Source organism: Allobosea sp. CS1GBMeth4 (assembly GCF_900185715.1).
GTDB lineage: Bacteria > Pseudomonadota > Alphaproteobacteria > Rhizobiales > Beijerinckiaceae > Allobosea.
Genome location: NZ_FYAS01000025.1, coordinates 222,270 through 247,714, shown reverse-complemented (window position 1 = coordinate 247,714; position 25,445 = coordinate 222,270). Strand labels below are relative to the sequence as shown.

Annotated in this window: 25 protein-coding genes; 11 read left to right on the top strand and 14 right to left on the bottom strand. The window is 67.6% G+C overall.

The features are described 5' to 3' along the window. Positions 1 to 909 (bottom strand): DMT family transporter, encoded by a 909-nt coding sequence (locus CS1GBM4_RS14940; protein ID WP_186419520.1) that lies wholly within the window; start codon positions 907 to 909, stop codon positions 1 to 3. Positions 910 to 1,058: 149 nt separating this feature from the next. Between CS1GBM4_RS14940 and CS1GBM4_RS14935 the strand changes: the two genes are divergently transcribed. The 4 genes from CS1GBM4_RS14935 to CS1GBM4_RS14920 all read left to right on the top strand — a co-directional run bounded on the left by CS1GBM4_RS14935 (position 1,059) and on the right by CS1GBM4_RS14920 (position 3,682). Further along, positions 1,059 to 1,367, top strand: coding sequence for a metalloregulator ArsR/SmtB family transcription factor (locus CS1GBM4_RS14935; protein ID WP_186419519.1), 309 nt, complete (start codon positions 1,059 to 1,061; stop codon positions 1,365 to 1,367). An 11-nt stretch (positions 1,368 to 1,378) separates the two neighbouring features. Next, positions 1,379 to 1,921: an SRPBCC family protein gene (locus CS1GBM4_RS14930; protein WP_186419518.1), complete on the top strand. Its 543-nt coding sequence runs from the start codon at positions 1,379 to 1,381 to the stop codon at positions 1,919 to 1,921. Between the two features lie 109 nt (positions 1,922 to 2,030). Next, positions 2,031 to 2,987, top strand: coding sequence for a protein-methionine-sulfoxide reductase catalytic subunit MsrP (msrP, locus tag CS1GBM4_RS14925; protein WP_186419517.1), 957 nt, complete (start codon positions 2,031 to 2,033; stop codon positions 2,985 to 2,987). Positions 2,988 to 3,115: 128 nt separating this feature from the next. Continuing rightward, positions 3,116 to 3,682, top strand: a complete 567-nt coding sequence (locus CS1GBM4_RS14920; RefSeq protein ID WP_186419516.1) for a methylated-DNA--[protein]-cysteine S-methyltransferase — start codon at positions 3,116 to 3,118, stop codon at positions 3,680 to 3,682. Positions 3,683 to 4,111: 429 nt separating this feature from the next. Here CS1GBM4_RS14920 and CS1GBM4_RS14915 read toward each other — a convergent pair whose 3' ends face one another. From CS1GBM4_RS14915 to CS1GBM4_RS14905, 3 genes are all read right to left on the bottom strand, one after another. Next, positions 4,112 to 5,002: a LysR family transcriptional regulator gene (locus tag CS1GBM4_RS14915; protein ID WP_186419515.1), complete on the bottom strand. Its 891-nt coding sequence runs from the start codon at positions 5,000 to 5,002 to the stop codon at positions 4,112 to 4,114. 141 nt (positions 5,003 to 5,143) lie between these two features. Continuing rightward, positions 5,144 to 6,109, bottom strand: coding sequence for a thioredoxin-disulfide reductase (gene trxB, locus CS1GBM4_RS14910; RefSeq protein WP_186419514.1), 966 nt, complete (start codon positions 6,107 to 6,109; stop codon positions 5,144 to 5,146). Between the two features lie 53 nt (positions 6,110 to 6,162). Then, entirely contained in the window at positions 6,163 to 7,146 is a 984-nt protein-coding gene (locus tag CS1GBM4_RS14905; protein ID WP_244607236.1) for a mitochondrial fission ELM1 family protein, read from the bottom strand. A gap of 88 nt (positions 7,147 to 7,234) precedes the next feature. Here CS1GBM4_RS14905 and CS1GBM4_RS14900 point away from each other — a divergent pair, with 88 nt between their 5' ends. Next, the gene (locus tag CS1GBM4_RS14900) at positions 7,235 to 7,696 is read left to right on the top strand and encodes an Lrp/AsnC family transcriptional regulator (RefSeq protein ID WP_186419512.1); all 462 of its coding nucleotides are present in this window, start codon (positions 7,235 to 7,237) and stop codon (positions 7,694 to 7,696) included. Between the two features lie 112 nt (positions 7,697 to 7,808). Here CS1GBM4_RS14900 and CS1GBM4_RS14895 read toward each other — a convergent pair whose 3' ends face one another. The 4 genes from CS1GBM4_RS14895 to carB all read right to left on the bottom strand — a co-directional run bounded on the left by CS1GBM4_RS14895 (position 7,809) and on the right by carB (position 12,756). Further along, the gene (locus CS1GBM4_RS14895) at positions 7,809 to 8,291 is read right to left on the bottom strand and encodes a hypothetical protein (protein WP_186419511.1); all 483 of its coding nucleotides are present in this window, start codon (positions 8,289 to 8,291) and stop codon (positions 7,809 to 7,811) included. After that, on the bottom strand, positions 8,281 to 8,763 hold the full coding sequence (locus CS1GBM4_RS14890) for a hypothetical protein (protein WP_186419510.1): 483 nt from the start codon (positions 8,761 to 8,763) through the stop codon (positions 8,281 to 8,283). The genes CS1GBM4_RS14895 and CS1GBM4_RS14890 overlap by 11 nt, the downstream gene beginning before the upstream one ends. A gap of 88 nt (positions 8,764 to 8,851) precedes the next feature. Beyond that, positions 8,852 to 9,325 (bottom strand): transcription elongation factor GreA, encoded by a 474-nt coding sequence (greA, locus tag CS1GBM4_RS14885; RefSeq protein WP_186419509.1) that lies wholly within the window; start codon positions 9,323 to 9,325, stop codon positions 8,852 to 8,854. 98 nt (positions 9,326 to 9,423) lie between these two features. After that, on the bottom strand, positions 9,424 to 12,756 hold the full coding sequence (gene carB, locus CS1GBM4_RS14880; protein ID WP_186419508.1) for a carbamoyl-phosphate synthase large subunit: 3,333 nt from the start codon (positions 12,754 to 12,756) through the stop codon (positions 9,424 to 9,426). A 282-nt stretch (positions 12,757 to 13,038) separates the two neighbouring features. Here carB and CS1GBM4_RS14875 point away from each other — a divergent pair, with 282 nt between their 5' ends. Further along, positions 13,039 to 14,100, top strand: coding sequence for a class I SAM-dependent methyltransferase (locus CS1GBM4_RS14875; protein ID WP_186419507.1), 1,062 nt, complete (start codon positions 13,039 to 13,041; stop codon positions 14,098 to 14,100). A 732-nt stretch (positions 14,101 to 14,832) separates the two neighbouring features. Here CS1GBM4_RS14875 and CS1GBM4_RS14870 read toward each other — a convergent pair. Together CS1GBM4_RS14870 and CS1GBM4_RS14865 are read right to left on the bottom strand one after the other, a co-directional pair. Next, positions 14,833 to 16,008 (bottom strand): AAA family ATPase, encoded by a 1,176-nt coding sequence (locus tag CS1GBM4_RS14870; protein ID WP_186419506.1) that lies wholly within the window; start codon positions 16,006 to 16,008, stop codon positions 14,833 to 14,835. Positions 16,009 to 16,076: 68 nt separating this feature from the next. After that, positions 16,077 to 17,288, bottom strand: a complete 1,212-nt coding sequence (locus CS1GBM4_RS14865) for an MFS transporter (RefSeq protein WP_186419505.1) — start codon at positions 17,286 to 17,288, stop codon at positions 16,077 to 16,079. Between the two features lie 137 nt (positions 17,289 to 17,425). On the opposite strand from CS1GBM4_RS14865, the gene CS1GBM4_RS14860 reads away from it, so the two are divergent. Next, positions 17,426 to 17,779 (top strand): helix-turn-helix domain-containing protein, encoded by a 354-nt coding sequence (locus CS1GBM4_RS14860; protein ID WP_186419504.1) that lies wholly within the window; start codon positions 17,426 to 17,428, stop codon positions 17,777 to 17,779. A gap of 26 nt (positions 17,780 to 17,805) precedes the next feature. On the opposite strand, the gene CS1GBM4_RS14855 is transcribed toward CS1GBM4_RS14860, so the two are convergent. Both CS1GBM4_RS14855 and CS1GBM4_RS14850 read right to left on the bottom strand, forming a co-directional pair. After that, complete coding sequence (locus CS1GBM4_RS14855) at positions 17,806 to 18,780, bottom strand: quinone oxidoreductase (RefSeq protein WP_186419503.1); 975 nt, start codon at positions 18,778 to 18,780, stop codon at positions 17,806 to 17,808. Between the two features lie 51 nt (positions 18,781 to 18,831). Continuing rightward, positions 18,832 to 19,536 (bottom strand): RraA family protein, encoded by a 705-nt coding sequence (locus CS1GBM4_RS14850; protein ID WP_186419502.1) that lies wholly within the window; start codon positions 19,534 to 19,536, stop codon positions 18,832 to 18,834. Between the two features lie 119 nt (positions 19,537 to 19,655). On the opposite strand from CS1GBM4_RS14850, the gene CS1GBM4_RS14845 reads away from it, so the two are divergent. After that, positions 19,656 to 20,540 carry a LysR substrate-binding domain-containing protein gene (locus tag CS1GBM4_RS14845; RefSeq protein ID WP_186419501.1) on the top strand — a complete coding sequence of 295 codons (885 nt, stop codon included), beginning with the start codon at positions 19,656 to 19,658 and terminating at the stop codon, positions 20,538 to 20,540. Here the strand turns inward: CS1GBM4_RS14845 and CS1GBM4_RS14840 are convergent, their stop codons facing one another. Further along, positions 20,541 to 21,923 carry an amidohydrolase family protein gene (locus tag CS1GBM4_RS14840; RefSeq protein WP_186419500.1) on the bottom strand — a complete coding sequence of 461 codons (1,383 nt, stop codon included), beginning with the start codon at positions 21,921 to 21,923 and terminating at the stop codon, positions 20,541 to 20,543. It abuts the gene before it with no gap. A 142-nt stretch (positions 21,924 to 22,065) separates the two neighbouring features. Here CS1GBM4_RS14840 and zigA point away from each other — a divergent pair, with 142 nt between their 5' ends. The 3 genes from zigA (at position 22,066) to CS1GBM4_RS14825 (ending at position 24,508) form a co-directional block, all read left to right on the top strand. Beyond that, complete coding sequence (zigA, locus tag CS1GBM4_RS14835; protein ID WP_186419499.1) at positions 22,066 to 23,286, top strand: zinc metallochaperone GTPase ZigA; 1,221 nt, start codon at positions 22,066 to 22,068, stop codon at positions 23,284 to 23,286. A gap of 30 nt (positions 23,287 to 23,316) precedes the next feature. Further along, the gene (locus CS1GBM4_RS14830; RefSeq protein WP_186419498.1) at positions 23,317 to 23,997 is read left to right on the top strand and encodes a metal-binding protein ZinT; all 681 of its coding nucleotides are present in this window, start codon (positions 23,317 to 23,319) and stop codon (positions 23,995 to 23,997) included. Positions 23,998 to 24,103: 106 nt separating this feature from the next. Then, complete coding sequence (locus CS1GBM4_RS14825) at positions 24,104 to 24,508, top strand: GtrA family protein (protein ID WP_186419497.1); 405 nt, start codon at positions 24,104 to 24,106, stop codon at positions 24,506 to 24,508. On the opposite strand, the gene CS1GBM4_RS14820 is transcribed toward CS1GBM4_RS14825, so the two are convergent. Beyond that, on the bottom strand, positions 24,509 to 25,222 hold the full coding sequence (locus CS1GBM4_RS14820; RefSeq protein ID WP_186419496.1) for a class I SAM-dependent methyltransferase: 714 nt from the start codon (positions 25,220 to 25,222) through the stop codon (positions 24,509 to 24,511). Positions 25,223 to 25,445 lie beyond the last annotated feature (223 nt).

Here is a 25,445-nt window from a genome sequence, read left to right as displayed (position 1 = left end):
TCAGTTCTGTTCGGCCGCGACGGCCTGCTCGGCAGTGGTCGAGGCCGCCTTGCCGGCCCGGCGCTCAAGAACCAGCAAAGCACATCCGGCGGCGATGATCAGGGCGGCGCCGAACAGCATGGCCGGCGTCGGCCAGTCGCCGAAGACGAACCAGCCGAAGACCAGCGCCCAGACGATCAGCGTATACTGGTACGGCACGACGACCGAGGCCTCCGCCAGCTTGAGCGAGCGCGTCACGCACAGATGTGCGACCATGGCGACGATGCCGAGCAGGCCGAGCAGGGCGGTGTCGGCGAGGCTCGGCGCCGTCCAGCCGAAGGGCAGGAGCAGGACGCCCATCGCCAGCGCGCCGAGCGTCTGCCAGAAGACGAGCGTGACGTCGGGGGTGCCGCGCAATTGCCGGCCGGTGATCATCATCGCCGCGAAGGAGAAGCTGCCGACCAGCGCGATGATCGCAGGCAGGGAGAGGCTCCGGCCCGAAGGGGCGAGCGCTATCGCGACGCCGACGAAGCCGGCGGCGACGGCGAGCCAGCGCCCGGCATCGACGCGCTCGCCGAGCAGCAGGGCGGCCAGCACCACGGCCCAGACCGGCGCGGCGAGCCAGAGCGTCATCGTATCGGCGAGCGGCAGATGGGCGACGGCCCAGTAGAACAGCGCCACCTCGCAGGAGCCGAGCGTGACGCGCAGCAGCTGCAGGCCCGGCCGCTCCGGCTGCAGCGTGCGGCGCAGGCCCTGCTTCACCACGAAGGGCGCGATGAACAGCAGGGCCGCGGCGGAGCGCAGCAGCAGGACCTGGCCGACCGTGTAGGTCGCGACCAGCCATTTCCCCATCACGTCGTTGAGCGAGAACAGCAGGATGCCGAGCAGCATCATCAGGATGCCGGCGAGAGGAGCGTTGCGAGTGGGCATGACGTGGTGAGGGGATGCGACAGGGCGCCCTTCATGTCCTGTCGCGCCGGCAGGGGCAAGCCGGTCGGGCGCAAGGGGGAGGGCCTGCCGCTGGAGGAGGAGTATATTTCAGTATTGACTTAATTAAGTAAGTCAATAAATATCGGTCCATGGATCGCTTCACCGCCCTTGCCGACCCGACCCGCCGCCGCATCGTCGAGATGCTCGGCATGGGGGCGATGGCGGCGGGCGAGATCAGCGCCCGGTTCGAGATGAGCGCACCGGCGATCTCGCAGCATCTCAAGGTGCTGAAGGAGGCCGGGCTGGTGAGCGTCGAGGTCAGCGGCCAGCGTCGCATCTACCGGCTCGATCCCGGGGGGCTCGATGCGTTCGAGGCCTGGGTCCGGCAGGTGCGCGGTTTCTGGACCGCCGGGCTCGACCGCCTGGAACGGGAACTCGCAAAGCCCGACGACGCGTGAGGAGAGTGGTCATGAACGAGTATGGCGTAGTTCTGGAGAGCGGCGCTGTCCGCTTCGAGCGCCTTCTGCCCGGGCCGGTCGAACGGGTCTGGTCCTATCTCGTCGACTCCGACAAGCGCGGCACCTGGCTCGCCTCGGGCCGGATCGAGCCGCGGGTCGGCGGCGCGGCCGATCTTCTGTTCAAGCATTCCGAGATCACCGGCGAGGCGCCGCCCGAGCGCTACCGCGAGATGAACGACAATGGCTGGCCCTCGCGGGGAACCGTGACGCGCTACGAGCCGATGACGGCGCTGGCGATGACCTGGCCGGGCGAGGGCGAGGCGAGCTCCGAGGTGACCTTCGAGCTCGTGCCGGAGGGGGAGAAGGTCAGGCTGGTGGTCACGCATCGCAAGCTCGCCGGCAAGGCCGAAATGGCCAATGTCTCCAGTGGCTGGCACGCCCATCTCGGGCTTCTGGAGGACAGGCTCGCCGGCAATCCGCCGCGCGGCTTCTGGTCCAGGATCGAAAGGCTCGAGGCGGAGTACGCCGAACGCTTCGCCGACCTGCCGGCCTGAGGACGAACGCGCCGCCGCGGCCGGGCGGCGGCGTCGCTCTCCCCCTCGTGACTTGGTGGCCCCCGCCGGCGCGGTTAGACTCGTGCCGTTGCAACGGGGCAAGTCCGTCATGCTGATCAGGCGCCGCGCCGGCTGGGAGATTCCCGAAAGCCAGGCCACTCCCGAAGCCGTCTTCCTCGACCGGCGACAATGGCTTGCCGGCGGCGCCGGGCTGATGGCCGCCACCGCCCTGCCGCGGGACGCGGCGGCGCAGGGACCCGATCCGACGCTCGACCTCTACCCGGCCAGGCGCAATGCCGGCTACACGCTCGACCGGCCGGTGACCGACGAGGAACTGGCGGCGAACTACAACAATTTCTACGAGTTCGGCACGTCCAAGGACGTGGTCGCCGCGGCGAAGCGCCTGCCGACGCGGCCCTGGACGATCGCGATCGACGGGCTGGTCGAGAAGCCGTTCGAGATCGGCGTCGACGAGCTGATCCGCAAGGTGACGCTGGAGGAGCGGCTCTATCGCTTCCGCTGCGTCGAGGCCTGGTCGATGGCGGTGCCCTGGACGGGCTTTCCCCTGAAGAGCCTGGTCGAGCTGGCGAGGCCGCTCTCGGGCGCGAAATACGTGCAGATGCAGACCTTCATGAACCCGCGCGTCGCGCCCGGCCAGTCGCAGCGCTGGTATCCCTGGCCCTATACCGAGGGGCTGACCATCGCCGAGGCGAGCCATGACCTCGCTCTGATGGTGACCGGCATTTACGGCAAGCCGATCCCGAACCAGCACGGCGCGCCGTTGCGGCTGATCGTGCCGTGGAAATACGGCTTCAAGTCGGTGAAATCGATCAGCAAGATCAGCTTCGTCGCCGAGCGGCCGAAAACCTTCTGGGAGGGGCTGCAGGCCTCCGAATACGGCTTCTGGGCCAATGTGAACCCGGAGGTTTCGCATCCGCGCTGGAGCCAGGCGAGCGAGCAGGTGCTGGGCTCGCGCGAACGCCGGCCGACGCTGCTGTTCAACGGCTATGCCGAGCAGGTCGCGGATCTCTACAAGGGGCTGGAGAAGGAGCGTCTCTGGGCTTGAGCTCGTTCGCGGTTCCCGGGCGGGCCGTCTCGGCTCGGCGCCGCTCCACGGCTTGTCGGGACGATCCTGAACGAGACGTCGGCAGAAACCGGGTGCCCAGCGCGCGAGCCGGAGGCTAGTCTCTCCGCATGGAACAGCAATTCTGCCTTTTCGACACCGCGATCGGCCCCTGCGCGCTGGCTTGGCAGGGCGAGCGTATCGTCGCCGCGCAATTGCCCGAGCGCGACGAGGCTGCGGCACGCCGGCGGCTGGCGAAGCGCTGTCCGGACGGGCTCGAGGCCGAGCCACCCCCCTTCGTCCAGCAGGCGATTGCCGAGATCGTCGCGCTGCTCGCCGGCGAGCGGCGGGACCTTTCCCATCTGCCGATCGACCTCTCCGCCGCGCCGGAGTTCAACCGGCGCGTCTACGCCGTCGCCCTGTCGATCCCGCCCGGTGAAACGCTGACCTATGGCGAGGTCGCGGCGCGAATCGGCGAGGCGGGCGCGGCGCGGGCCGTCGGCATGGCACTCGGCCAGAACCCGATCCCGATCATCGTGCCGTGCCACCGCGTGCTCGCCGCCGGCGGCAGGACCGGCGGCTTCTCCGCCGATGGCGGCGTCGAGACCAAGCTGAAGATCCTGACGATCGAGAAGGCGCGCACTAGCGCCGAGCCCTCGCTGTTCGACGCCCTGCCGCTGCAGGCGCGGCGGCGGTAGGCCAGCGCCTCGCGCTCGAATCGGTATCCGAAAACCGGCGTCCCGACCGCCTCGGGAATCGTTGGGCGCGGTCTGCGTCCCCGAAGGACGGCGCCGGGCTCTCCAGCAAGAAAAAAGGCCGGCGTCCCGAAGGAGCCGGCCTAGAAGTTTGAAACATCCAGCGCGAATGCGCCAAACATCTCAGAGGGGAACGGCTGGAACGAACTCGACGCCGGGAGGAGATGCGGAGCCCGTTCCGAACAACCGTGAGTGAAATATCGGGCAGGTCCTGCCTTTTTGCAATGCAGCATAGGGCGGGTCGGTTATGCGCTGGCGGCATGACTCATTGCTAGAATTCGTCACAATTGCCAGGGGGCCGCGCGTGGCGCGCATGCGCGCCCCGCGTTGGACAGGGCGCTGCCGGATTTTCCGGCAGCCCCTGCCTCTCCTTCAGTAGGTCCAGCGCTGCGCCTTCTGGATCAGGAAATCGCGGAAAACTTGCACGCGCGCGACCGATTTCATCTCTTCCGGGTAGACCAGATAGCTCTCGAGCTGCGGCATCTCGGTCTCGCGCATCAGCTGCACCAGCGGCGAGCCGGCCTCGATCAGATAGTCCGGCAGGATGGCGATCCCGGCGCCCGAATCGACCGCGCGCTTCATCGCCGTGATGTTGTTGACGGTGAGATGGATCGGGCGCGGGTTGCGCTGGTCACGGCCGAGCGTGCCGAGCCAGTGCACCGCCGTCAGATAGGACGGCGAGGAGGCGCCGAAGGAGAGCAGCCGGTGGTTGTCGAGGTCTTCATAGCTCTTCGGCTCGCCGAAGCGCTTGATGTAGGCCGGGGCGCCATAGACGTGGAAGTGCACGGTGAAGAGCCGGCGCTGGATCAGGTCGGGCTGCTGTGGCTGGCGCAGGCGAATCGCGATGTCGGCCTCCCGCATCGACAGGTCGAGCTCCTCGTCGGTGAGGATCAGCTCGACCTTGATGTCGGGATAGAGATCGAGGAACTCGGCGAGGCGCGGCGTCAGCCAGTGGCCGCCGAGGCCGCGCGTCGCTGTGACCTTGAGCTCGCCCGACGGGTGCTCGCGCGTTTCCGAGAGCTGGGCGCGCGTCCGCTCCAGGCGCTGCGTCATCTCGCGCGCCGCGCGCCAGAGCAGTTCGCCCTGCTCGGTGAGAATGAGGCCGCGGGTGTGCCGGTGGAACAGCGGCGCCCGCAATTCGCGCTCCAGCGCGCCGATCTGGCGGCTCACGGCCGACTGGCTGAGCCCAAGCCCGTCGCCGGCCTTGGTGAAGCTTCCCGATTCAGCAACCGTGTAGAAGATGCGGATGCGGTCCCAATCCACCGCTTTCCCCCCGTGTTATGCGTTCAACGCATGATGGGGGGATAGACTTGCCCGGTCAACGACTCCTTTGCCGGGACCGTTGATTTTAGCCTTTAATATCGTGCTGGAACTGATCAATTCCAGTGATGGGTCCGAGTTCGGCTACTCCGCCGCCTCGCGCACGCCGAGCTCCTGTGCCATCAGCCAGCGCTCGGCGTCGAGCGCCGCCATGCAGCCCAGTCCCGCTGCCGTCACGGCCTGGCGGTAATGCTCGTCGGTGACGTCGCCGGCGGCGAAGACGCCGGGCACATTGGTCTGGGTCGTGCCCGCGGTGACGTCGAGATAGCCCGATTCGCGCATGGCGAGCTGGCCGGCGAAGAGCTCGGTCGCCGGCTTGTGACCGATGGCGATGAAGACGCCGTCGGTCGGCAGGTCCTGCAGCGCGCCGGTCTTGAGGTTGCGCAGGCGGACATGGGTCACGGAGGGCGGCTGCGTGCCGCCGAGGATCTCGGCCACTTCCGAATCCCAGATCACCTCGATCTTGGGGTGCTTGAACAGGCGCTCCTGCATCACCTTCTCGGCGCGCAGCGAATCGCGGCGATGGACCAGCGTCACCTTGCTGGCGAGATTGGCGAGGTAGAGCGCCTCCTCGACCGCGGTGTTGCCGCCGCCAACCACGACCACCTCCTTGTTGCGGAAGAAGAAGCCGTCGCAGGTGGCGCAGGCCGAGACGCCGAAGCCCTGGAAGGCCTGCTCGGAGGGCAGGCCGAGCCATCTGGCCTGGGCGCCGGTCGCGACGATCAGCGCGTCGCAGGAATAGGTGTCGCCGCCATCGCCCCAGAGCCGGAAGGGGCGCTGCGAGAGGTCGACGCGGGCGATGTGGTCGAAGACCATCTTCGTGCCCATGTGCTCGGCCTGGGCCCGCATCTGCTCCATCAGCCAGGGCCCCTGGATGACGTCGGCGAAGCCGGGATAGTTCTCGACATCGGTGGTGATCATCAGCTGGCCGCCGGCCTGCAGGCCGGAGATCAGCACCGGCTCGAGCATGGCGCGGGCGGCATAGATCGCGGCGGTGTAGCCGGCCGGGCCGGAGCCGATGATCATGACCTTGGCGTGGATATGGGCCATTTATCGTATTCCTACAGCCGGCGGGAGCCGGTGATATCGGGATCGGGACGGCTTCATGCCAGCCCCGTCGCAGCCTTGTGACGCCGCCAGCCGTCCAGCACGGCCGCCGCGATCGTTCCAGTCGAATCTAGCGGCTCGTAAGGGCCGCCTTCAAGCTTGCCAGAGAAATGATGCACAGCGCCGTAGCGCTTGAGCGCCTCCAGGAATTTCGCCAGCTTGCCATGGCCGCCATGCGGCTCGAAGACGAGGATCGGTGCGCCGGTCGCGGCCGCTTCGCCGATCATGTTGGTCGAATCGGCGGTGACGACGATGGCGTCGGCATTGGCGAGCAGCGGCACGTAGGGATTGGCGCCGGAACCGTCCCACCACCAGCCGCCATGGCGGCGGAAGACCTCGCCCACGGCCGCGTCGAGTGCCGGCGGGGTGCGGCGCGAGCGAGAACCCATCAGCGCGACGCCGGAGCCGGCGAGGGCGTCGAGCTCGCGGGCGAAGCGCGCGATGTCGTCGGGCCGGAAGTGGTGGTGGCGGCTGTCGCCGCCGACCAGCACGGCGGCGCGGGGCGCCGGCAGTGCGGCGATGGCCGGGGGCGGCGCGGCCCGGGCCGCCGCGAGGGCATGCGGCGCGAGCCGGTGCGGCGAGGTGATCGTCACCAGCACGTTCGGGCCGCGCAGCCGGTCGTGCTCCGAGACCCAGATCAGGTCGGCGGTGCCGGCGCCGGTGCGCGGGTCCTTGAGGAAGACGGTGAAGGTCGCCCCGTTCGAGGCCTTCTTGACGGCGCGCAGATAGGCGACGGCGCGCCGCCCCGAGGCGATGACGATATCGGGGAAGGGCGGCCGGATCGGGCTGCCCGGCCGTTCGGGCCCCTCGTGCGGATCGATCGGCCCGCGCGGCATCAGCCAGCTCCAGGGCCGACGCGGAGCGATCCGGCGGATCTCCGGGACGACGCCCAGGCGCTCTGCGACGCCGAGGCACTGGACCTCGTCCCCGGCCTTGCCGTCGGTCAGTACCCAGAGGGAAGGCGCTTGTTCTGTCGGCACGGCGGCTGGCTCGGGATTGGCGTGGTCGATGCCTTGTATCGCGTCGATGGCGCGTCTACACCAGCGCATCCCGTTTTCAGGAGGATTTGTGCGCGCCAAACTCGACGAGATCGACCTCCGCATCCTCGCGGAGCTGCAGAGCGATGGGCGCATGACCAATGTCGAGCTCGCGAGCCGGGTCGGCATCTCGCCGCCGCCCTGTCTCAGGCGGGTGCGCGCGCTGGAGGAGGCCGGGGTGATCACCGGCTACCGGGCACAGCTCGACGAGCGCAAGCTCGGCATCGAGGTCGTCTGCTTCGCCTTCGTCCATCTCGCCAGCCAGGCCGAGGCCGATCTCGCCGTCTTCGAGGCGCGGATCCGTGACTGGTCGCTGGTGCGCGAGTGCTGGACGCTGTCGGGCGATATCGATTTCATCCTGAAATGCGTCGCGACCGATCTGAAGGCCTTCCAGGACTTCGTCGCCGACCTGACGGCGCTGCCGAACGTGCGCAATGTCCGCACCGCCCTGGCGCTCGACCGGGTCAAGGACGAGCCGATCGTGCCGTTGTAGGGAAGGCGTCAGGCTCGGGCCCGAACCCGAACTCCCGGAGTGGATGAAGTTCCAGCCAGCGTTTTCCGGTCAGATTCTCGCGCCTGCACGTCGCTCCGCCGAGAACGACACCTCAGCTCCCGAGCGCGCGCCTGATCCACTGGGCGTTGCCGGCGACCAGCGCCTCGATCCGGCGGCGATTGACGTCCGGGCGATACCAGGCGCCGCCATAGCTCGGCGCCATGATGGCGAGGATCGGGTAGCGGGCGATCTCGCTGCCGTTCGGGTCGATCAGCCGGGCCACGCTTTCGAGCGTGTCGTTGCCGAGCGTCACCGCCTGCCCGCCGGCATAGCTCGTCAGGTAGAGGCCGGTGACGGTGACCTCGAGGGTCGCGCCGCGCCCATCGGCGGTGCGGAGGCCGGCGAGCTCGCGCTCCAGCATCGGCTTGACCGCGGCGGCGATGGCGGCCTGGCCCTTGGCCGCGAGCGGCGCGGTGTCGACGCGAATGGCGTGGATGGCGGGGGCTGGCCGCGGCGTCGTCTGGCAGCCTGCCAGTGCGGCCGCCGCGAGGCCGACCAGGACGGTCCGGCGTGCGAGCATCAATTCAGGGGGCAAGATAGCGCCCTATCCACTGGGCGTTGTTTTCCAGCAGGGCGGCGACGCGGCGCTGGTCGACATCCGGCCGGTACCAGGCGCCGCCCGAGGAGGAAGGCAGGGTCGAGCGGATCTCGCGGCTGAACAGGACGCGGCCGCGGTCGATCACCTCGGCGACGGTGTCCATGTTGTCGTTGGTGGTGCCCTCGCCGGGGCTGCCGCCGCCGGCCGCGCTGGCGAGCCAGAGGCCCAGCACGGTGACGTGCAGCGTCGGGCCGCCGCGCCGGCGCAAGGGGCCGAGTTGGCGGGCGAGTTCCTGCTCCAAGGCGCGCGCGATCCGTGGCGCGTTCTCGCCCCAGCCCTGCGGGCCGAGGCGGCGGGCATCGACGCGGATCGCGCCGATGGCGATGCCCTGAGCCAGCGCCGGAAGCGAGGCGAGCCCGCCGGCGGCGAGCGCGGCGGAGCCGGTGAGAAAAACGCGGCGGGTGGTCATGGGGCAGTCTCCGGCAGCAGGCGGACTCCCAATCTAGGAGCTGCGGCCGGGCTGGCCAAGTCGTCCTGCCGGCAAGTCGCCACGCCGCTCAGCGGAAGGCGACGTCGACGACCTCGTAGGACTTGCCGCCGCCGGGCGTGTTGACCTGGACGGAATCGCCGACCTTCTTGCCGATCAGGGCGCGGGCGATCGGCGAGCCGATCGAGACCTTGCCGGACTTCACGTCCGATTCCGGCTCGCCGACGATCTGGTAGAGCTTCTGTTCCTCGGTGTCGTCGTCGATCAGGGTGACGGTCGCGCCGAACTTGATCGTGTCGCCGCCGAGCTTGCTGACATCGATGATGTCGGCGCGGCCGATCAGCGATTCGAGCTCCATGATGCGGCCCTCGTTGAGCGACTGGGCCTCCTTGGCGGCATGGTATTCGGCGTTCTCCGAGAGATCGCCCAGCGCGCGCGCCTCGGCGATCGCCTGGATGATGCGCGGGCGCTCGACCTGCTGGCGCTGCTTCAGCTCCGCCTCGAGAGCGGCGAAGCCGCCGGCGGTCATGGGAACCTTGTCCATCGTTCCGTCCCAGTTATGAAAAGCAAAGCGCGCGCGCCGGCTTCGCCGACCCGCCCGCTTCGCTCGATCGTCAGAAAACTACTTCGCCGCGCAGCCGGTCAGGCGGCGCGGGCGAAATAGGATTGCAGCGACCTCACTTCGAGATCGCCGCTGCAATAGGCCTTGATGCCCTCCGCCGCGGCGATCGCTCCGGCCAAGGTGGTATAATAGGGGACCTTGTGCAAGAGGGCCGCCCGGCGCAGCGAGCGCGAGTCCGCCAGCGCCTGCGGACCGTCGGTGGTGTTGAAGACGAGCTGGATCTCGCCGTTCTTGATCGCATCGACGACGTGCGGGCGGCCTTCCAGCACCTTGTTGATCTTGCTGGCGCGGATACCGTGCTCCTGCAGCAGCCTGAGCGTGCCGCCGGTCGCGACGATCTGGAAGCCGAGCCCGGCCAGGATGGCGACCGAAGGCAGGATGCGCGCCTTGTCCTCGTCGCGGACGGAGACGAAGACCGTGCCCTTGACCGGCACCTTCGAACCGGCTCCGAGCTGGCTCTTGGCGAAGGCGACGTCGAAGGAGCGGTCGAGGCCGATGACCTCGCCCGTCGAGCGCATCTCCGGCCCGAGCAGGACGTCGACGCCGGGGAAGCGGGCGAAGGGGAACACCGCCTCCTTCACGCCGACATGCTGGAGCTTCTCCTGCTTCAGGCCGAAGCCGGCGAGCTTCTCGCCGGCCATCAGCCGGGCCGCGATCTTGGCGATCGGCCGGCCGATCACCTTGGCGACGAAGGGCACGGTGCGCGAGGCCCGCGGGTTGACCTCGAGCACGTAGATCTCGCCGTCCTTGATGGCGTACTGCACGTTCATCAGCCCCCCCACATCGAGGGCGAGCGCCATCGCCTTGCTCTGGCGCTCCAGCTCGGAGATCAGCTCGGGCGAGAGCGAGCGCGGCGGCAGCGAGCAGGCCGAATCGCCGGAATGGATGCCCGCCTCCTCGATATGCTCCATGATGCCGGCGATGAAGGCTTCCTTGCCGTCGCAGAGGCAGTCGACGTCGACCTCGATCGCGTCCGACAGGTAGCGGTCGAACAGCAGCGGGTTCTTGCCGAGCACGGTGTTGATCTGCCCGGTCTTGTCGTTCGGGTACTTGGCCTTGACCTCGGAGGGGATCAGCGAGGGCAGGGTGCCGAGCAGGTAGTTCTCGAACTGGGTTTCGTCGCGGATGATCTCCATGGCGCGGCCGCCGAGCACATAGGACGGGCGCACCACGAAGGGCAGGCCGAGCTCGGCCGCGATCAGGCGCGACTGCTCGACCGAATAGGCGATGCCGTTCTTCGGCTGCTTGAGCTGCAGCTTGTCGAGCAGGCGCTTGAAGCGGTCGCGGTCCTCGGCGAGGTCGATCGCGTCGGGCGTGGTGCCGAGGATCGGGATGCCGGCCTGCTCCAGCGCATGGGCCAGCTTCAGCGGGGTCTGTCCGCCGAACTGGACGATCACGCCGTGCAGCGTGCCGTTCTGCTTCTCCGTTTCGAGGATCTCGAGCACGTCCTCGGCGGTCAGCGGCTCGAAATAGAGCCGGTCCGAGGTGTCGTAATCGGTCGAGACGGTCTCGGGATTGCAGTTGACCATGATGGTCTCGTAGCCGGCGTCGCGCAGGGCGTAGCAGGCATGGCAGCAGCAATAATCGAACTCGATGCCCTGGCCGATGCGGTTGGGGCCGCCGCCGAGGATGACGACCTTCCTGCGGTCGGAGGGCTTGGCCTCGTCGGCCGGCGTGCCGGCGAAGGGCATGGCGTAGGTCGAGTACATATAGGCGGTCGGCGAGGCGAACTCGGCGGCGCAGGTGTCGATGCGCTTGAACACAGGGCGGACCGCGAGCGCGCGGCGCAGGGTGCGGACCTCGGCCTCGCTCTTGCCGGCGACGGCGGCGAGGCGCTTGTCCGAAAAGCCCATCGCCTTGAGCTGGCGGAAGGCGACGGGCGTCTGCGGCAGGCCGTGGGCGCGGATCTTCTCCTCGGTCTCGACGATGCCGCGCATCTGCTCGAGGAACCAGGGATCGACCTTGCAGCTCTCATGGATCTGCACGTCCGTGAAGCCGGCGCGCATCGCCTGCGCGATCTGGAGGATACGGTCCGGCGTCGGTGTCGAGAGCGCCGCCTTGATCGCGTTCTTGTCGTCGCCCTGGCCGACGCCCTCGATCTCGATCTCGTCGAGGCCGTCGAGGCCAGTTTCGAGTGAGCGCAGCGCCTTCTGCAGCGATTCCTGGAAGGTGCGGCCGATCGCCATCGCCTCGCCGACCGACTTCATCGCGGTGGTCAGCGTCGGCTCGGAGCCCGGGAACTTCTCGAAGGCGAAGCGCGGGATCTTGGTGACGACGTAGTCGATCGTCGGCTCGAACGAGGCCGGGGTGGCGCCGCCGGTGATGTCGTTCTCGATCTCGTCGAGCGTGTAGCCGATGGCGAGCCGGGCCGCGACCTTGGCGATCGGGAAGCCGGTCGCCTTGGAGGCGAGCGCCGAGGAGCGCGAGACGCGCGGGTTCATCTCGATGACGATCATCCGGCCGGTGGCCGGGTCGACTGCGAACTGGACATTGCTGCCGCCGGTCTCGACGCCGATCTCGCGCAGCACCGCCAGCGAGGCGTCGCGCATGATCTGGTATTCCTTGTCGGTCAGGGTCAGCGCCGGGGCAACGGTGATCGAATCACCAGTATGGACACCCATCGGGTCGAGGTTCTCGATCGAGCAGACGATGATGCAATTGTCGGCCTTGTCCCGGACGACCTCCATCTCGTATTCCTTCCAGCCGAGGACGCTCTCCTCGATCAGGATCTCGCTGGTCGGCGAGGCGTCGATGCCGCGCTCGCAGATCTCGATGAACTCGCCCTTGTTGTAGGCGATGCCGCCGCCGGTGCCGCCCATGGTGAAGGAGGGGCGGATGATCGCCGGCAGGCCGATATCCTCGAGCGCCTCGAGCGCGGCGCCGAGCGTCTTGACGTGGTGCGAGCGCGGGGTGGAGAGGCCGATCCTGGTCATCGCTTCGCGGAAGCGCTCGCGATCCTCGGCCTTGTCGATGGCGTCGGCGGTGGCGCCGATCATCTCGACGTCGAACGCCTCCAGAACGCCCATCTTCTGCAGCGAGAGCGCGCAGTTGAGCGCGGTCTGGCCGCCCATGGTCGGCAGCAGGGCGAAGCCGCCGGGCAGGACGTTGCGCTCCTTCTCGATGATCTTGGCGACGATCTCGGGCGTGATCGGCTCGACATAGGTCGCGTCGGCGAGCTCCGGATCGGTCATGATCGTCGCCGGGTTCGAGTTGACCAGGACGATGCGATAGCCTTCGGCCTTCAGCGTCTTGCAGGCTTGGGTGCCGGAATAGTCGAACTCGCAGGCCTGGCCGATGATGATGGGGCCCGCGCCGATGATCAGGATCGTCTTGATGTCTGTGCGCTTGGGCATGGCCTCGACCGGTTCCGTGCGGGCGCGCACAGCCCGTCCGATCGCTGAGGAGCGGAGGCCGGCGAGCGCCCAAGATGAATGCTAGGCGCTCGCTATAGACGGCGCGAGCGGCGGGGGGAAGCGGAAAGCGCCGTCCTCCTGTCATGCGCGCACAGGCAGGCGAAACTCTCCCTTTGCGCAGTTGAGCGAGGCAGGGCGGGGTATAGCATCGGCCCCCGCGATGGCGTCGAGCCGGTTCGCGCAGAATCCGGCCACGCCTTCCCCAACCAGAGGAGCTTGGCCATGCGTCAGTCCGATCCGCAAAAGCTCGATGCCCTCGTGGGACGTCTCGTCGGAGACGTCGGGGCCTGCGTCACCGGCGCCCTCATCGTCCTCGGCGATCAGCTCGGCCTCTATCGGGCGATGGCCGACGGCGAGCCCGTCACGGCAGCGGAGCTCGCCGGCAGGACCGGCCTGAAGGAGCGCTATGTCCGCGAATGGCTCTCGGCCCAGGCCGCGGCGGACTACGTCGAATACGACGAGGCGAGCGACAGCTTCAGCCTGTCGCCGGAGCAGGCCATGACCTTCGCCGAGGAGGGCAGCCCGGCCTTCTTCGCCGGTGCCTTCGAGGTCGTTCAGTCGATGTGGGTGGACGAGCCCAAGGTCGAGCAGGCCTTCAGGACCGGAGCCGGTCTCGGTTGGCACGAGCACAGCACCTGTCTGTTCCGCGGCACCGAGCGCTTCTTCCGGCCGGGCTACAACACCAATCTGGTGAGCAGCTGGATTCCGGCGCTGGATGGTGTCGCGGCCAAGCTCGAGGCGGGGGCGAGCGTCGCCGATGTCGGCTGCGGCCATGGCGCCTCGACCATCCTGATGGCGCAGGCCTATCCGAGATCGCGCTTCCATGCCTTCGACTATCACGGTCCCTCGATCGAGAAGGCGCGGGACGCGGCGGAGAAGGCCGGCGTCGGCGACCGCATCGTCTTCGAGCAGGCGAGCGCCAAGGACTTCCCGGCGGCGGGCTACGATCTCGTCGCGATGTTCGATTGCCTGCATGACATGGGCGATCCGGTCGGGGCCGGCCGCCATGTCAGGGAGACGCTGGCCGAGGACGGCACATGGATGATCGTCGAGCCCTTCGCCCATGACGACCTGAAGCAGAACCTCAATCCGGTCGGCAGGATCTATTACGGCGCCTCGACGATGATCTGCACGCCGGCCTCGCTGTCTCAGGAAGTCGGGCTCGGCCTCGGGGCGCAGGCCGGCGAGATGCGGCTGCGCAAGGTCGCGCTCGATGCCGGCTTCACCCGGTTCCGCCGCGCCACCGAGACGCCGTTCAACCTGGTCTTCGAGGTCAGGGCCTGATCAAATAGTCCGATATTTGGACTTGGTCACTTCGACGACAGACCCGCGCGCCATTTGCGAGCGGGTCGAGGCAAGCCTCTGTGTTGTAGGTTCCTGCGCCTCGACGAGGGAGAAGTTAATTCGGCGCCGCGCAATCAGGCATGGCGGGCGATGAGCTCTCTCAATCGAGTATCCACTTTTACCAACGATGATGCGGCTCCATCGTTGATTGCGCGTGCTACATCCCATTGGTTCTCGGCGAACCCAGCCATCTGAGCCGCATATTCGGGCCCCTGTTCCTGACCGCTGCCTTCGTGCGGCACAATCGCCTCCCGAATGTCTCGCGATCGAGACGAGCGAGCTAGATCGATAACGTAGCGCTTCGGATTTGGAAGTGCTTCTGGGCTAGCATTCACTCTTGCAACTGGGATTCTGAGAAAATCTGCCAGCCCTTGCCGATCTGCCAGTATCCAGCTCTCCACCTCTCGAACCGCGATTCTCATGCAGAAATTATCGGTAGGTCGCACGCTAAGGCGCTGTAGCAACTCTGGTGCGCAAGCCGAATCGCGATCCAGATCACGTAGAATCAGCCAGGGAGCGCCATGTTCGGAAGCGCTTCGATATTTTTGTAACAACGGGTCTAACTTGTGCTTTCCGTGTGCGGGCCTTTCAAGGCCAGGCTCAGCTCCCGCATGAACAATTAGTCGCCGCGCGATAGCCGCGTCGACTATCCCTTCAGATGCGAAGTTTATCTTAACCACTGACGACGTCGAAAAGTGAAAGCTGATTGATGTTCTTTGGGCGAGCCATCGGCATTACGGCCTCGCCAACAGTGAATCCGGCTTCTACCATATTCATAACGTCTTTGTTGTCCGCTGCCATCTCAGCGGTTGTGCCATTTTCCCCTGGCTCTAAGCGGAACACTTCGTGAGTGCCAATTCCGGGCTCGCCTGCAATCGCTTCCGAATGAGTGGTCATGAGAACTTGTCGTCCCGAATGACGCTGCATACGAGCGATCATGGCGGGCAGCTGCCGCGCCACGTCCTCATGCAATGACAATTCAGGCTCTTCTAGGAGAAGGGGCCCTTCTCGTTCGCTCGTCGACCACAGAAATCCGATCAAACGGAGCGTCCCATCAGAAAGCTGACTTTCGTTTTGTGTTGTTGGATTCGGTCTCCAGTGCTTAAATAACACTTTCAAATGGGGGCTTCCGCGTTTGTCTACCTCTAGTTCAAGATTGACAAACTGCGGGACCGCAATCCTTAAGGCTTCCGAAATTCGCCTTAGCCGAGCGTTACGTGTTTTCGGAGGGGTAGCATTTATTCGTTCCAAAAGGTCCCCGCCATACGGGTCTTCGCCTTTTTCTAGAGCGCGTCGTGAATCGCGCATAATTTGAGGAACGATGTGTAGGTAGCGTATGGATTCAAAGAATTCGACCAGCCCGCGGAAATGAGCATTCTGACCGGCTTGCTGAATTAAAGTCTGCGCCAGCTTTTGTTGGTCATCAGCGCTGCTACGGCGTTGAGAAGCAATTTCCTCACCGTTCCGCCTTACGACTTCCTCGGTGACGCTAGCAAAATTGTCCTTACCTATCCGAGTGAAGCTGAGCCGATAAGACCACTGTAAGGGGTCCTCATCATCTCCAACATCGACATCGATTACCACGTCTGTGCGTGTTCCCCGTGCGTAAAGCGACCGGAGTTTTGGTATTCCGCCGCGTTCCTCAACGGCAGCGGCTAGCCCGCCGCCAACCGGCTTAACCAAATCACGGAGGAATCGAATCGCATCGAGCAGATTTGACTTGCCCGATGCATTCGGTCCCACAAAGATCGCGCGCTTCCCAAGCCGTACTTCGACCTCGCGAAAATTTCGCCAGTTTCTTACTTTGAGCCGAGTTAGTCGGAGTGCTGATTTTGCGCGAGGCGCCATGCCAATAGATTCCTATTCAGCGTACAGCATAGCGTTCGGATAATCGCATTCAACCATCTGGTCCCCGATCAGCGCACGGGCGGCGCGATCGCGATGGTGCTGACGCGGTCGGCCTCGCGCCTCGCTGCCCTGCGCCGCCGGATCGCGATCAGCAGCAGGGCGAGCGCGCCGAACTCGCAGGCGGCGCCGACGAAGCCGAGCTGCCAGGAGGCGCCGTGGCGCAGCACCTGCTGGCCGAGGCCGGCGCCGGCGGCGATGCCGACATAGAGTGCAGAGGCGTTGAGCGAGAGCGCGACCACGGCCGCCTCCGGTGCCATCGCCGCCAGCCGCGACATCTGCGAGGGATGGCCGGCCCAGCCGGCGCCGCTCCAGATCGTCAGGACGGCCGGCAGGACGAAGATCGCCACCGCCGGCGCCAGCGTCACCGCGACGAGCGAAGCGGCGGCGAGGGAGGTCGCGAGCAGGGTGAGCACGAAGGTCAGCGTCGGCACGGGGCCGAAGCGGTCGCTCGCCTGGCCGCCGAGCTGGTTGCCGAGGGCCGAGCCGATGCCGGTCAGGACCAGCGTCGCGCTGAGCCAGTGGCCGGTGATGCCGGCATGGGCCGCCAGGAAGGGCGCGACATAGGTGTAGAGGGTGAAGGCGCCGGTGGTCCAGAGCGCGGTGGTGCCGAGCGCCAGCAGCACGTCGCCGCGGCGCGCGACCTGGAGCCGCTCGGCGAGCGTGTTGGCGCCGCGCGGCAGGCCGGCAGGCATTTTGAACAGCAGGCCGGCGAGCGCGAGCGCGCCGAAGAGCGCGACGGTGAGGAAGGCGAAATGCCAGCCGAGCGTGGCGACGGCGGTGCCGAGCGGGACGCCGAGGATCAGCGAGACGGTCATGCCGCCGGTGACCAGCGCGATCGCCCGGGCCCGGCGCTCTGCTGGGACCAGCGCGACCGCGACGGCGTTCGCCGCCGGCATGAACACGCCCGAGCCGAGCGCCATGACGATGCGCGCCAGCATCAGCCAGGCGAAGTCGCTGGTGAAGGCGGCGACGAGATTGGCGAGGGTGAAGACGGCGAGCGAGCCGACCAGCACGAGCTTGCGGTCGAGATTGCCGAGCAGGGTCGAGAGCACCGGCGAGCCGATGGCGTAGGCGATGGCGAAGATCGAGACCAGCAGGCCGGCGCTGTCGACACTGACGCCGAAGGCGGCGGCCAGGTTCGGCAGGATGCCGGTGACGACGAGGCTGCCGGTGCCGATGGCGAAGGCGCCACCGGCCAGCAGGAGGAGACGGATGTCCATGGCGAAGGGCTCCGTGGGGAGGTGCCTGCTATTTCAATGATCGTTGAATCATGGGTGCCGGCTGACCATGAGTCAATCCTAAATTCAATGATCATTGAAACTTGTCAGGAGCGGCCGAGGCAATTAAGCCTGACGTGATGAAGAAGCCGCAGCCCTTCCATCCCGATATCGAGGACGTCGTGCCGGCCGACGTGTTCGCGGCGCTGGGCGACCCGATCCGGCTCGGGATCCTGGTCTCGCTCGCCGATTGCGAGGAGGTCGACAAGGCGCGCTGCGGCGCCTTCACCGAGCTCGCCTCCCCCTCGCTGCTCTCCTATCACTTCGCCAAGCTGCGCGAGGCCGGGATCACGCGCTCGCGCGCCGAGGGAACGGTGCGCTTCCTCAGCATCCGGCGCGAGGAGTTCGAGCGGCGCTTCCCCGGCCTGCTCGACAGCGTGATCGAGACGGCACGGCGCGACCCGTCGGTGCCGCGGGTCAAGCTCGACGTCTGATCGCGCGGCCGGGCCAAGGGGCGACGCTACGGGATGAGGATGGTCGAGCCGGAGGTCCTGCGGGCCTCGAGGTCGCGATGCGCCTGCGCCGCATCGGCGAGCCGGTAGGATTGCCGGGCCCCGACCCTGACCGTGCCCTCGGCGACGACGGCGAACAGCGCCGTCGCGGCGGCTTCGAGGTCCTCGCGCGTGGCCATGTAGGTCGCGAGCATCGGCCGCGTCACGAACAGCGAGCCCTTGCCGGCGAGCTGGCTCAGAGGGAAGGGCGGCACCGCGCCCGAGGCGTTGCCGTAGCTGACCATCAGGCCGAGCGGACGAAGGCAGTCGAGCGATGCGTCCCAGGTATCCTTGCCGACGGAGTCGTAGACCACCGGAACGCCGGCGCCGTCGGTGATCGCGCGCACCCGCTCGGCGATGTTCTCCTCGCGGTAGAGGATCGTATGGGCACAGCCATGCGCGCGCGCCAGCGCCGCCTTCTCCTCGCTGCCGACGGTACCGATCACCGTCGCGCCGAGCGCCCGGAGCCATTGGCAGGCGATCAGCCCGACGCCGCCGGCCGCGGCATGGAAGAGCACGGTCTCCCCCGACGAGACGCGGTAGGTCCGATGGATCAGGTAGTAGGCCGTCAGGCCCTGCAGCATGATCGCGGCGGCCTGCTCGTCGCCGATGGCCTGGGGCAGTTTGACCAGCGGCGCGGCCGGCATGATGCGGGCCTCGGCATAGGCGCCGGGCGGGCCGCCGGCATAGGCGACGCGGTCGCCGGGCCGCAGATGGCCGACACCGTCGCCGACGGCTTCGACGACGCCCGCGGCCTCGAGGCCGATGCCGCTCGGCAGCGGCAGCGGATAGAGGCCGGTACGCTGGTAGACGTCGATGAAGTTGAGGCCGATCGCCGTCTGACGCAAACGGACCTGGCCAGGGCCGGGGGCGCCGAGGACGGTGTCCTCATAACGCAGCACATCGGGGCCGCCGGTTTCATGGATGCGGATTTGCCTGGTCATTGCACGGTCTCGGGTTGAGCGGGTGGAGGCGGGTCGGATGCGCGAGGCGGATCACACCTCGCCGGCGGCCTCGATGTCCTTCAGATGCTGGCGGAAGCCGTAGCCGGGATTCCGCACCCGCTCCGCGAGGTATTGGTGGAAGCGCGTCTGGCTGCGGTAGCTGCGGCCCGCGCGCATCGCGGCGAGCTGGCGCGCCTCGGTCTCGCGATAGCCGATCGCCGCCGTGACGATGTCCTCGATCCGACTTTCGGGGAGGAACAGGACGCCGTTGCCGTCGGCGGCAACATAGTCCGTCTCGGCGATGCCGTGCTGGCCGACCAGCGCCTGGCGGAAGAGATCATGTGGGCGCGGATGCAGGCGCTGCGGCCCCGTCGGCAGAGCGCCGAGGCTGAAGACGGGCAGGCCGAGCTCCGCCAGCTCGCGATTGTCGCGGTGCAGGCCCCAGATCACGAAGCCGGCGATGCCGGCCGCCTTGGCTTCGAGCGCGACGATGTCGCCGATGCAGGCCTCGTCGAGGCGCCCGCCATTGTCGATCACGATCACCTCGCCCGGCGCGGCGTGCTCCAGCAGCTCGAAGAAGACGTCGATGCTGCCGACATGACGGACGGGGCGGGCGCGGCCGCGCAGTTCCATATCCGGCGCGAGCGGCCGCAGCCCAGTGGGAGCGAAGCGGATCGGCGCGCCGGCGCGCAGGCAGCCATCGGCGAGATGCGGGGTGGTGAGCGTCTTCAGTTGCGCGATCAGGTCGGGTTTCATCTCTGTCCTCCGCATCAAGTTCGAGGCCGGCCGCGCGGGCCGCTGGACAGGACGCTAGCAATGCGAGATCGTTACGAATAACGAAATGATCGCAAGTCTCGTTTCAGGATTTCTGGTCGATGGCCGCAAGTTTCGACATGGACGCGCTCCGGGCGATGGTGGTCGGCGTCGAACTCGGCAGCTTCGCCCGCGCCGCCGTGCAGCTGGGGCGATCGCAATCGGCGATCAGCATGCAGCTGAAGAAACTGGAGGAGCAGGCGCGGCGCCCGCTGTTCCGCCGCGATGGGCGCGGGCTGGTTCCGACCGAGGCCGGCGAAGCGTTGCTGCGCTATGCCAGGCAGATCATCGCACTGAACGACGAGGCCGCCGCCGCCGTCGGCAACAGCGCGGGGGCGGCGACGGTGCGGCTCGGCCTGCCGCAGGACTTCTTCGAGGACGTGATGCCGGAGGTGCTGAGGCTGTTCTCGCAGCGCCGGCCCAATTCCCATATCGAGGTGCGCGCCGGGCGCAATTATGCGCTGGAGGACGAGGTCCAGGCCGGCAGGCTCGATGTCGCGCTCGCCTTCTTCAAGGCGGGGGCGTCGACGGTCGGCGCGCATGTCGCGACCTTGCCGCTGGTCTGGCTGGCCGCGCCGGACGCCGTTCCGCTCGCCCCGGCCGAGCTGCCGCTGGTGCTGTTCGACCATCCCTGCCTGTTCCGCCAGACGGCGCTCCAGACGCTCGACCGTCAGCGCCTGCGCTGGCGGATGGCGCTGACCACGCCGAGCCTACCCGGGCTCTGGGCCGCCGTCGGCGCGGGGCACGGCGTTTCGGTGCGGACCCGCCACCGCCTGCCCGGGAATGTCGGCGATGTCGCCGCCGCCCACGGCTTGCCGGAGCTGCCGCCGATCGAGGTGCGCCTGCTGGCAGCGGAGGCGCGAACGCCGGCCGCGGAAGATCTGCTCGACATCGCCGCCGACGCCGTTCGGCGGCTGATCGCGGAGCCGGCGGCCGCGACCGGCTGATCAGGCGCAGCAAGGGCAGCCCGGCCCGAACACCGCCCGGCTGCCGAGCGCCGCCAGCTTTCCGCGCCAGCCCGGCACCTTCTCCCTGATCCGCGCCATCGTCCGCTCGCGATCCAGGCGGGTCGGGCGGCCATCCTCGACCAGGATGGCGCCGTCGACGATGCTCGTCACCACATCGCTCGCCCGGGCGTAATAGACCAGCGCGGCGTAATCGCCGTAATAGGGCTGGAGATGCGGGCGGTCGATGTCGACCATGATCAGGTCGGCCTTCTTGCCTGCCTCCAGCGAGCCGATCTCGTCCTCGAGACCCATGACCCGGGCGGCGCCGATCGTGTGTAGCTCCAGCGCCTGCGCGCAGGAGAGGGCGGTCGGGCTCCCCAGGCGCAGGCGCATGGCGTTGAGGGCGTTGCGCATGCCCTCGAACGGGTCGTTCAGCATCCAGTCGGTGGCGAAGCCGGTCGGGATGCCGCGCGCCATGATCTCCTCCAGCGGCGGATAGCGGCCGCGGCGCGGATAGATCGTCGGGCAATGGGCGTAGGCCGCGCCGCTCTCGCGGACCGCATCGAGGTCGCCCGTCCCGGCGAAGACGAGATGCGCCAGCACGACATCGGGGCCGAGCATGCCGGCATCCCGCAGGAACTCGACCGGGCCGCAGCCATGGGCCGCCCTGATCTGATCGACCTCGGCGACGCTCTGGGCGGCGTGGATGTGCATGCCGATGCCGAGCCGGTCGGCTTCGGCGCGGGCGGCGCGCAGCAACTCCGCCGCGCAGGTGTCGGTCGCATGCGTGCCGATGCGCGCGGTGATGCGGCCATCGGCGGCGCCGTGCCAGCGCTCGGCGAAGGCGACGCCGTCGCGCAGGCGCTCCTCGCCGATACCGGGATGGTGGGTGTAGTCGCCGCGCCAGAGTTCGTGCAGGCGGACGTCGAAGACCTTGTGGGCGATCTGGGCGCGCAGGCCGCAGGCCTCGACCGTCTCCGCGAGCCGGTGCGGCGCGTACCAGATGTCGTTGATCGTGGTGATGCCGGCCTGGAGCATGTCGGCGCAGCCGGCTTCCGCCAGCAGCGCCCATTCGTCCTCCGTGATGTCCTTTTCCATCCGGAAAGCGACTTCGAGCAGCGCCGCCTTGGCGGCGTGGTCGTCGGTCTGGCTGCGGAAGACCAGCGAGGCCGCGTGCGAGTGGCAGTTGACGAAGCCCGGCAGCACGGCCCGGCCGGCGCCCTCTAGCGTGCGCGCCGGCGCCCAGTGCCCCTCAGGCTGGCGCGGGCCGGCGTGGAGGATGCGCCCGCCGGCGATCGCGACCTCGCCATCGGGGATCACCGGCATTCCGGGGCTGACCGGATAGAGGAATTCGGCACGCACCAGCAGGTCGATCTCGGTCATGCGCGGGCTGCTCCATCGCCACGGAAGGGGGCGAGCTTAGGGCGCGTGCTGTGGAAGGCCAGCGACGCGCCTGCACGGCAGCCTTGCGTCCGCAATCCGCTCTCGCTATGAAATGTTACAACGTAACAAATTGAGACCCGCGATGGATGGCCGCCTTCCCGTCACCGTGCTCTCCGGCTTTCTCGGCGCCGGCAAGACGACGCTGCTGAACCATGTCCTCAACAACCGCGACGGCCGCAAGGTCGCGGTCATCGTCAACGATATGAGCGAGGTGAACATCGACGCCGATCTGGTGCGCGCCGGCGGCGGCGACCTCTCGCGCACCGACGAGAAGCTGGTCGAGATGAGCAATGGCTGCATCTGCTGCACCTTGCGCGACGATCTCCTCGCCGAGGTCGGCCGGATCGCCCGCGACGGGCGCTTCGACTACCTCTTGATCGAGGGCACCGGCATCGCCGAGCCGCTGCCGATCGCAGCCACCTTCGCATTTCGCGACGAGGACGGCTTCTCGCTCTCGGATTTCGCCCGGCTCGACACCATGGTGACGGTGGTCGACGCCGTGAATCTGCTGAAGGATTACGGCTCGCGCGACTTCCTGCGCGAGCGCGGCGAGACGGCCGGCGAGGGCGACGAGCGCACGCTGGTCGATCTGCTGGTCGAGCAGATCGAGTTCGCGGACGTCGTGGTGCTCAACAAGGTCTCCGACGCCGGTTCCGCGGCGGTGGAGCAGGCGAAACTGGTGATCCGGGCGCTCAATCCGGATGCGCGGCTGATCGAGGCCGATTTCGGAGGGGCGCCGCTCGATCAGATCCTCGACACCGGTCTGTTCGATCATGAGAAGGCGCAGGAGCATCCGCTCTGGCACAAGGAGCTCTACGGCTTCAAAGACCATGTGCCGGAGACCGAGGAATACGGCATTTCCTCCTTCGTCTATCGGGCGCGCCGACCGTTCCACCCGGGCAGGTTCAACGATTTCCTCGGACGGAGCTGGTCCGGGGTGATCCGCGCCAAGGGGCATTTCTGGCTGGCGACGCGGCCGGAATGGGTCGGCGAGATGTCGCTCGCCGGCGCGATCTGCCGGACCGAGGCGATGGGGTTCTGGTGGGCGGCCGTGCCGCGCCCGCGCTGGCCCGATCATCCGGACTGGCGCGCGCTCCTGAACCGGCACTGGCACGCGGTCTGGGGCGACCGCCGGCAGGAACTGGTCTTCATCGGCGCCGGTTTGGACGAACCCGCCATCCGCGCCGCGCTCGATGCCTGCCTCGTCGGCGAGACGCCGACCATCGCCTTCAGACCCGAGCGCTATCGCGACCTGCCCGATCCGTTCCCGACCTGGCGCCGGGCCGAAGCGGCCGCCTCATAACCCGACCACCCATCGACAAGGACCCGACGCATGCACAACATAGTCACCAGGCCCGCCCGCGCGCTCGCCCTGGTCTCGGCCCTGGCCTTGGCCGGACAGGCCGTCTCCGCGGGAGCGGCGCACGCCAGATCGTCCAAGGAGCACGATCACGCGCACGGCCACGCCCATGGCGCGAAAAGCGAGGTCTACAACGGCTATTTCAGGGACGAGCAGGTCAAGCCGCGCACGCTGGAGGATTGGGAGGGCGAATGGCAGTCCGTCTATCCCTACCTGCTCGACGGCACGCTGAACCCGGTGATGGCCGAGAAGGCGAAGCGTGGCGACAAGAGCGCGAGCGAATACCGAGCCTATTACAAGGCCGGCTACAAGACCGATGTCGACCGCATCGTCATCGCCGGAAAAAGCGTGACGTTCTTTCGTGGAAAGCAGCCCACCAAGGCCAATTACGTGCCGGACGGCTACGAGATTCTCACCTACGCCAAGGGCAATCGCGGTGTCCGCTTCATTTTCAGAAAAGAGGACGGCGACGAGGCGGCGCCGCGCTTCATCCAGTTCAGCGATCACATGATCGCACCGGACATCGCGGACCACTACCATCTCTACTGGGGCGACGACCGCGCCGCCCTGCTGAAGGAGGTCACCAACTGGCCGACCTATTATCCGGCCGATCTGACCGGGAAGCAGATCGCCGAGGAAATGCTGGCGCATTGATGGATCCCGGCGCGCCGCCGCCGCGCACGCCGTCCGGAACGAGCCGAGGCAGGCAAGGGCGCGGCATGTAGGCTTCCGTTCAGCATCCGCGGTATAGGCATCCGCGATGCTGAACCGTCTCCCCCGTCCTGCGCGCCAGGTCGTCGCCTACGCCTTCTCCGGCGGGGTGACGGCGGTCGCGCATTACGCGCTGCTGATCGGCCTGGTCGAGCTCGGCGGGGTCGATCCCGTTCCGGCCTCGCTCGCCGGCTTCGCGCTCGGCGCCGTGGTCTCCTATTCGCTGAACCGCTGGCTGACCTTCGAGGCGACGCGGAGCCATGGCGAGGCGAGCTGGCGCTTCGGCCTGATCGCCTTCGGCGGCTTCCTGCTGACCGGCGTGCTGATGCACCTCTTCGTCAAGGTCGCCGGCCTGCCCTATCTGCCGATGCAGCTCGTCACCACGCTGATCGTGATGATCTTCACCTTCGCCGGGCACAAATTCTTCTCCTTCGCCGATCGCGAAGGCGCGTGATCACGGCGTCGCGACCGCGGGCGGCAGCGGCTTCCTGGCCGAGAAGGCCATGCGGTGCGGGTTGTGGCCGAAATTCGGGCGGCGCGTGACGGCCTCGAAGCCGGCCGCCTCGACCAGCGCCGAGATGCCGACGGGGCTGTAGGTCGAGAGCCCGTATTGCGCGCGCAGCTTGCGGTAGTCCGAGAAGACCGTGCGCACCAGCCCGCCGAGGGCCGCGACGAAGAAGCCGCCGCGCCAGGCGAAGGCGAGCAATTCGGTCGCGTCGGTCAGGGGCGAGAGGTCGGGCGGGATCACGTCGGCGAGGATGAGCTCGCCGCCGGGCTTCAGCTTGGCGAGCCAGGTCGCCAGCGCCCGCTTCAGCTCGTCCTCGCTCAGATACTGGATCAGCGAATTGGCAACGACGAGGTCGAGCGAATCGTCCGGCAGGGCCTCGACCTCTTCCGGCGAGACGACCGAGAGATTGGCGAGCGCGCCGAAACGGACCTTCAGCTTGTCGCGGACGGTCGGCGCCGCCTCGCAGAGGATCAGCCGGCCGCTGGCGGTGGCGACGAGATCGGCCGAGAGCGCCTCGCCGCAGCCGACATCGAGCACCGCCGCGTCCCGGGACGGCACGGCGGCGGCGATGTCCTGCGCGATGCGGCGGTAATGCAGAGCCTTGTGGCGATCCGAGACGTAGATCGCATGCTCGCCGTTCCAGAAATCACGCCAGGACATCGGGTTTCCCGTTTCGAAACCGGCGCCGGGGCGCCGTCCGCCTAGCCCTAGAGCATGCTGCGAAGAAGTGGCACCGGTTTTTCGCATCGAGCATGCTCTAAACTCTTAGAATCGATCACGTTATCTGCATTTGGACGATGCCGTCCGATGCCGCGTGATCTGGCATGGCTGCGGCAGCTGTGGAGTCAGGTTGATTGCAGGCGCGGTTTACGGCACGTCAGGC

What these genes read in the sequence shown, in the direction of transcription:
- CS1GBM4_RS14940 (WP_186419520.1), bottom strand. Translation starts at nt 909, where the DNA reads ATGCCCACTCGCAACGCTCCTCTCGCCGGCATCCTGATGATGCTGCTC.
- CS1GBM4_RS14935 (WP_186419519.1), top strand. Translation starts at nt 1,059, where the DNA reads ATGGATCGCTTCACCGCCCTTGCCGACCCGACCCGCCGCCGCATCGTC.
- CS1GBM4_RS14930 (WP_186419518.1), top strand. Translation starts at nt 1,379, where the DNA reads ATGAACGAGTATGGCGTAGTTCTGGAGAGCGGCGCTGTCCGCTTCGAG.
- msrP (WP_186419517.1), top strand. Translation starts at nt 2,031, where the DNA reads ATGCTGATCAGGCGCCGCGCCGGCTGGGAGATTCCCGAAAGCCAGGCC.
- CS1GBM4_RS14920 (WP_186419516.1), top strand. Translation starts at nt 3,116, where the DNA reads ATGGAACAGCAATTCTGCCTTTTCGACACCGCGATCGGCCCCTGCGCG.
- trxB (WP_186419514.1), bottom strand. Translation starts at nt 6,109, where the DNA reads ATGGCCCATATCCACGCCAAGGTCATGATCATCGGCTCCGGCCCGGCC.
- CS1GBM4_RS14890 (WP_186419510.1), bottom strand. Translation starts at nt 8,763, where the DNA reads ATGACCACCCGCCGCGTTTTTCTCACCGGCTCCGCCGCGCTCGCCGCC.
- greA (WP_186419509.1), bottom strand. Translation starts at nt 9,325, where the DNA reads ATGGACAAGGTTCCCATGACCGCCGGCGGCTTCGCCGCTCTCGAGGCG.
- carB (WP_186419508.1), bottom strand. Translation starts at nt 12,756, where the DNA reads ATGCCCAAGCGCACAGACATCAAGACGATCCTGATCATCGGCGCGGGC.
- CS1GBM4_RS14875 (WP_186419507.1), top strand. Translation starts at nt 13,039, where the DNA reads ATGCGTCAGTCCGATCCGCAAAAGCTCGATGCCCTCGTGGGACGTCTC.
- CS1GBM4_RS14870 (WP_186419506.1), bottom strand. Translation starts at nt 16,008, where the DNA reads ATGGCGCCTCGCGCAAAATCAGCACTCCGACTAACTCGGCTCAAAGTA.
- CS1GBM4_RS14865 (WP_186419505.1), bottom strand. Translation starts at nt 17,288, where the DNA reads ATGGACATCCGTCTCCTCCTGCTGGCCGGTGGCGCCTTCGCCATCGGC.
- CS1GBM4_RS14860 (WP_186419504.1), top strand. Translation starts at nt 17,426, where the DNA reads ATGAAGAAGCCGCAGCCCTTCCATCCCGATATCGAGGACGTCGTGCCG.
- CS1GBM4_RS14855 (WP_186419503.1), bottom strand. Translation starts at nt 18,780, where the DNA reads ATGACCAGGCAAATCCGCATCCATGAAACCGGCGGCCCCGATGTGCTG.
- CS1GBM4_RS14850 (WP_186419502.1), bottom strand. Translation starts at nt 19,536, where the DNA reads ATGAAACCCGACCTGATCGCGCAACTGAAGACGCTCACCACCCCGCAT.
- CS1GBM4_RS14845 (WP_186419501.1), top strand. Translation starts at nt 19,656, where the DNA reads ATGGCCGCAAGTTTCGACATGGACGCGCTCCGGGCGATGGTGGTCGGC.
- CS1GBM4_RS14840 (WP_186419500.1), bottom strand. Translation starts at nt 21,923, where the DNA reads ATGACCGAGATCGACCTGCTGGTGCGTGCCGAATTCCTCTATCCGGTC.
- zigA (WP_186419499.1), top strand. Translation starts at nt 22,066, where the DNA reads ATGGATGGCCGCCTTCCCGTCACCGTGCTCTCCGGCTTTCTCGGCGCC.
- CS1GBM4_RS14830 (WP_186419498.1), top strand. Translation starts at nt 23,317, where the DNA reads ATGCACAACATAGTCACCAGGCCCGCCCGCGCGCTCGCCCTGGTCTCG.
- CS1GBM4_RS14825 (WP_186419497.1), top strand. Translation starts at nt 24,104, where the DNA reads ATGCTGAACCGTCTCCCCCGTCCTGCGCGCCAGGTCGTCGCCTACGCC.
- CS1GBM4_RS14820 (WP_186419496.1), bottom strand. Translation starts at nt 25,222, where the DNA reads ATGTCCTGGCGTGATTTCTGGAACGGCGAGCATGCGATCTACGTCTCG.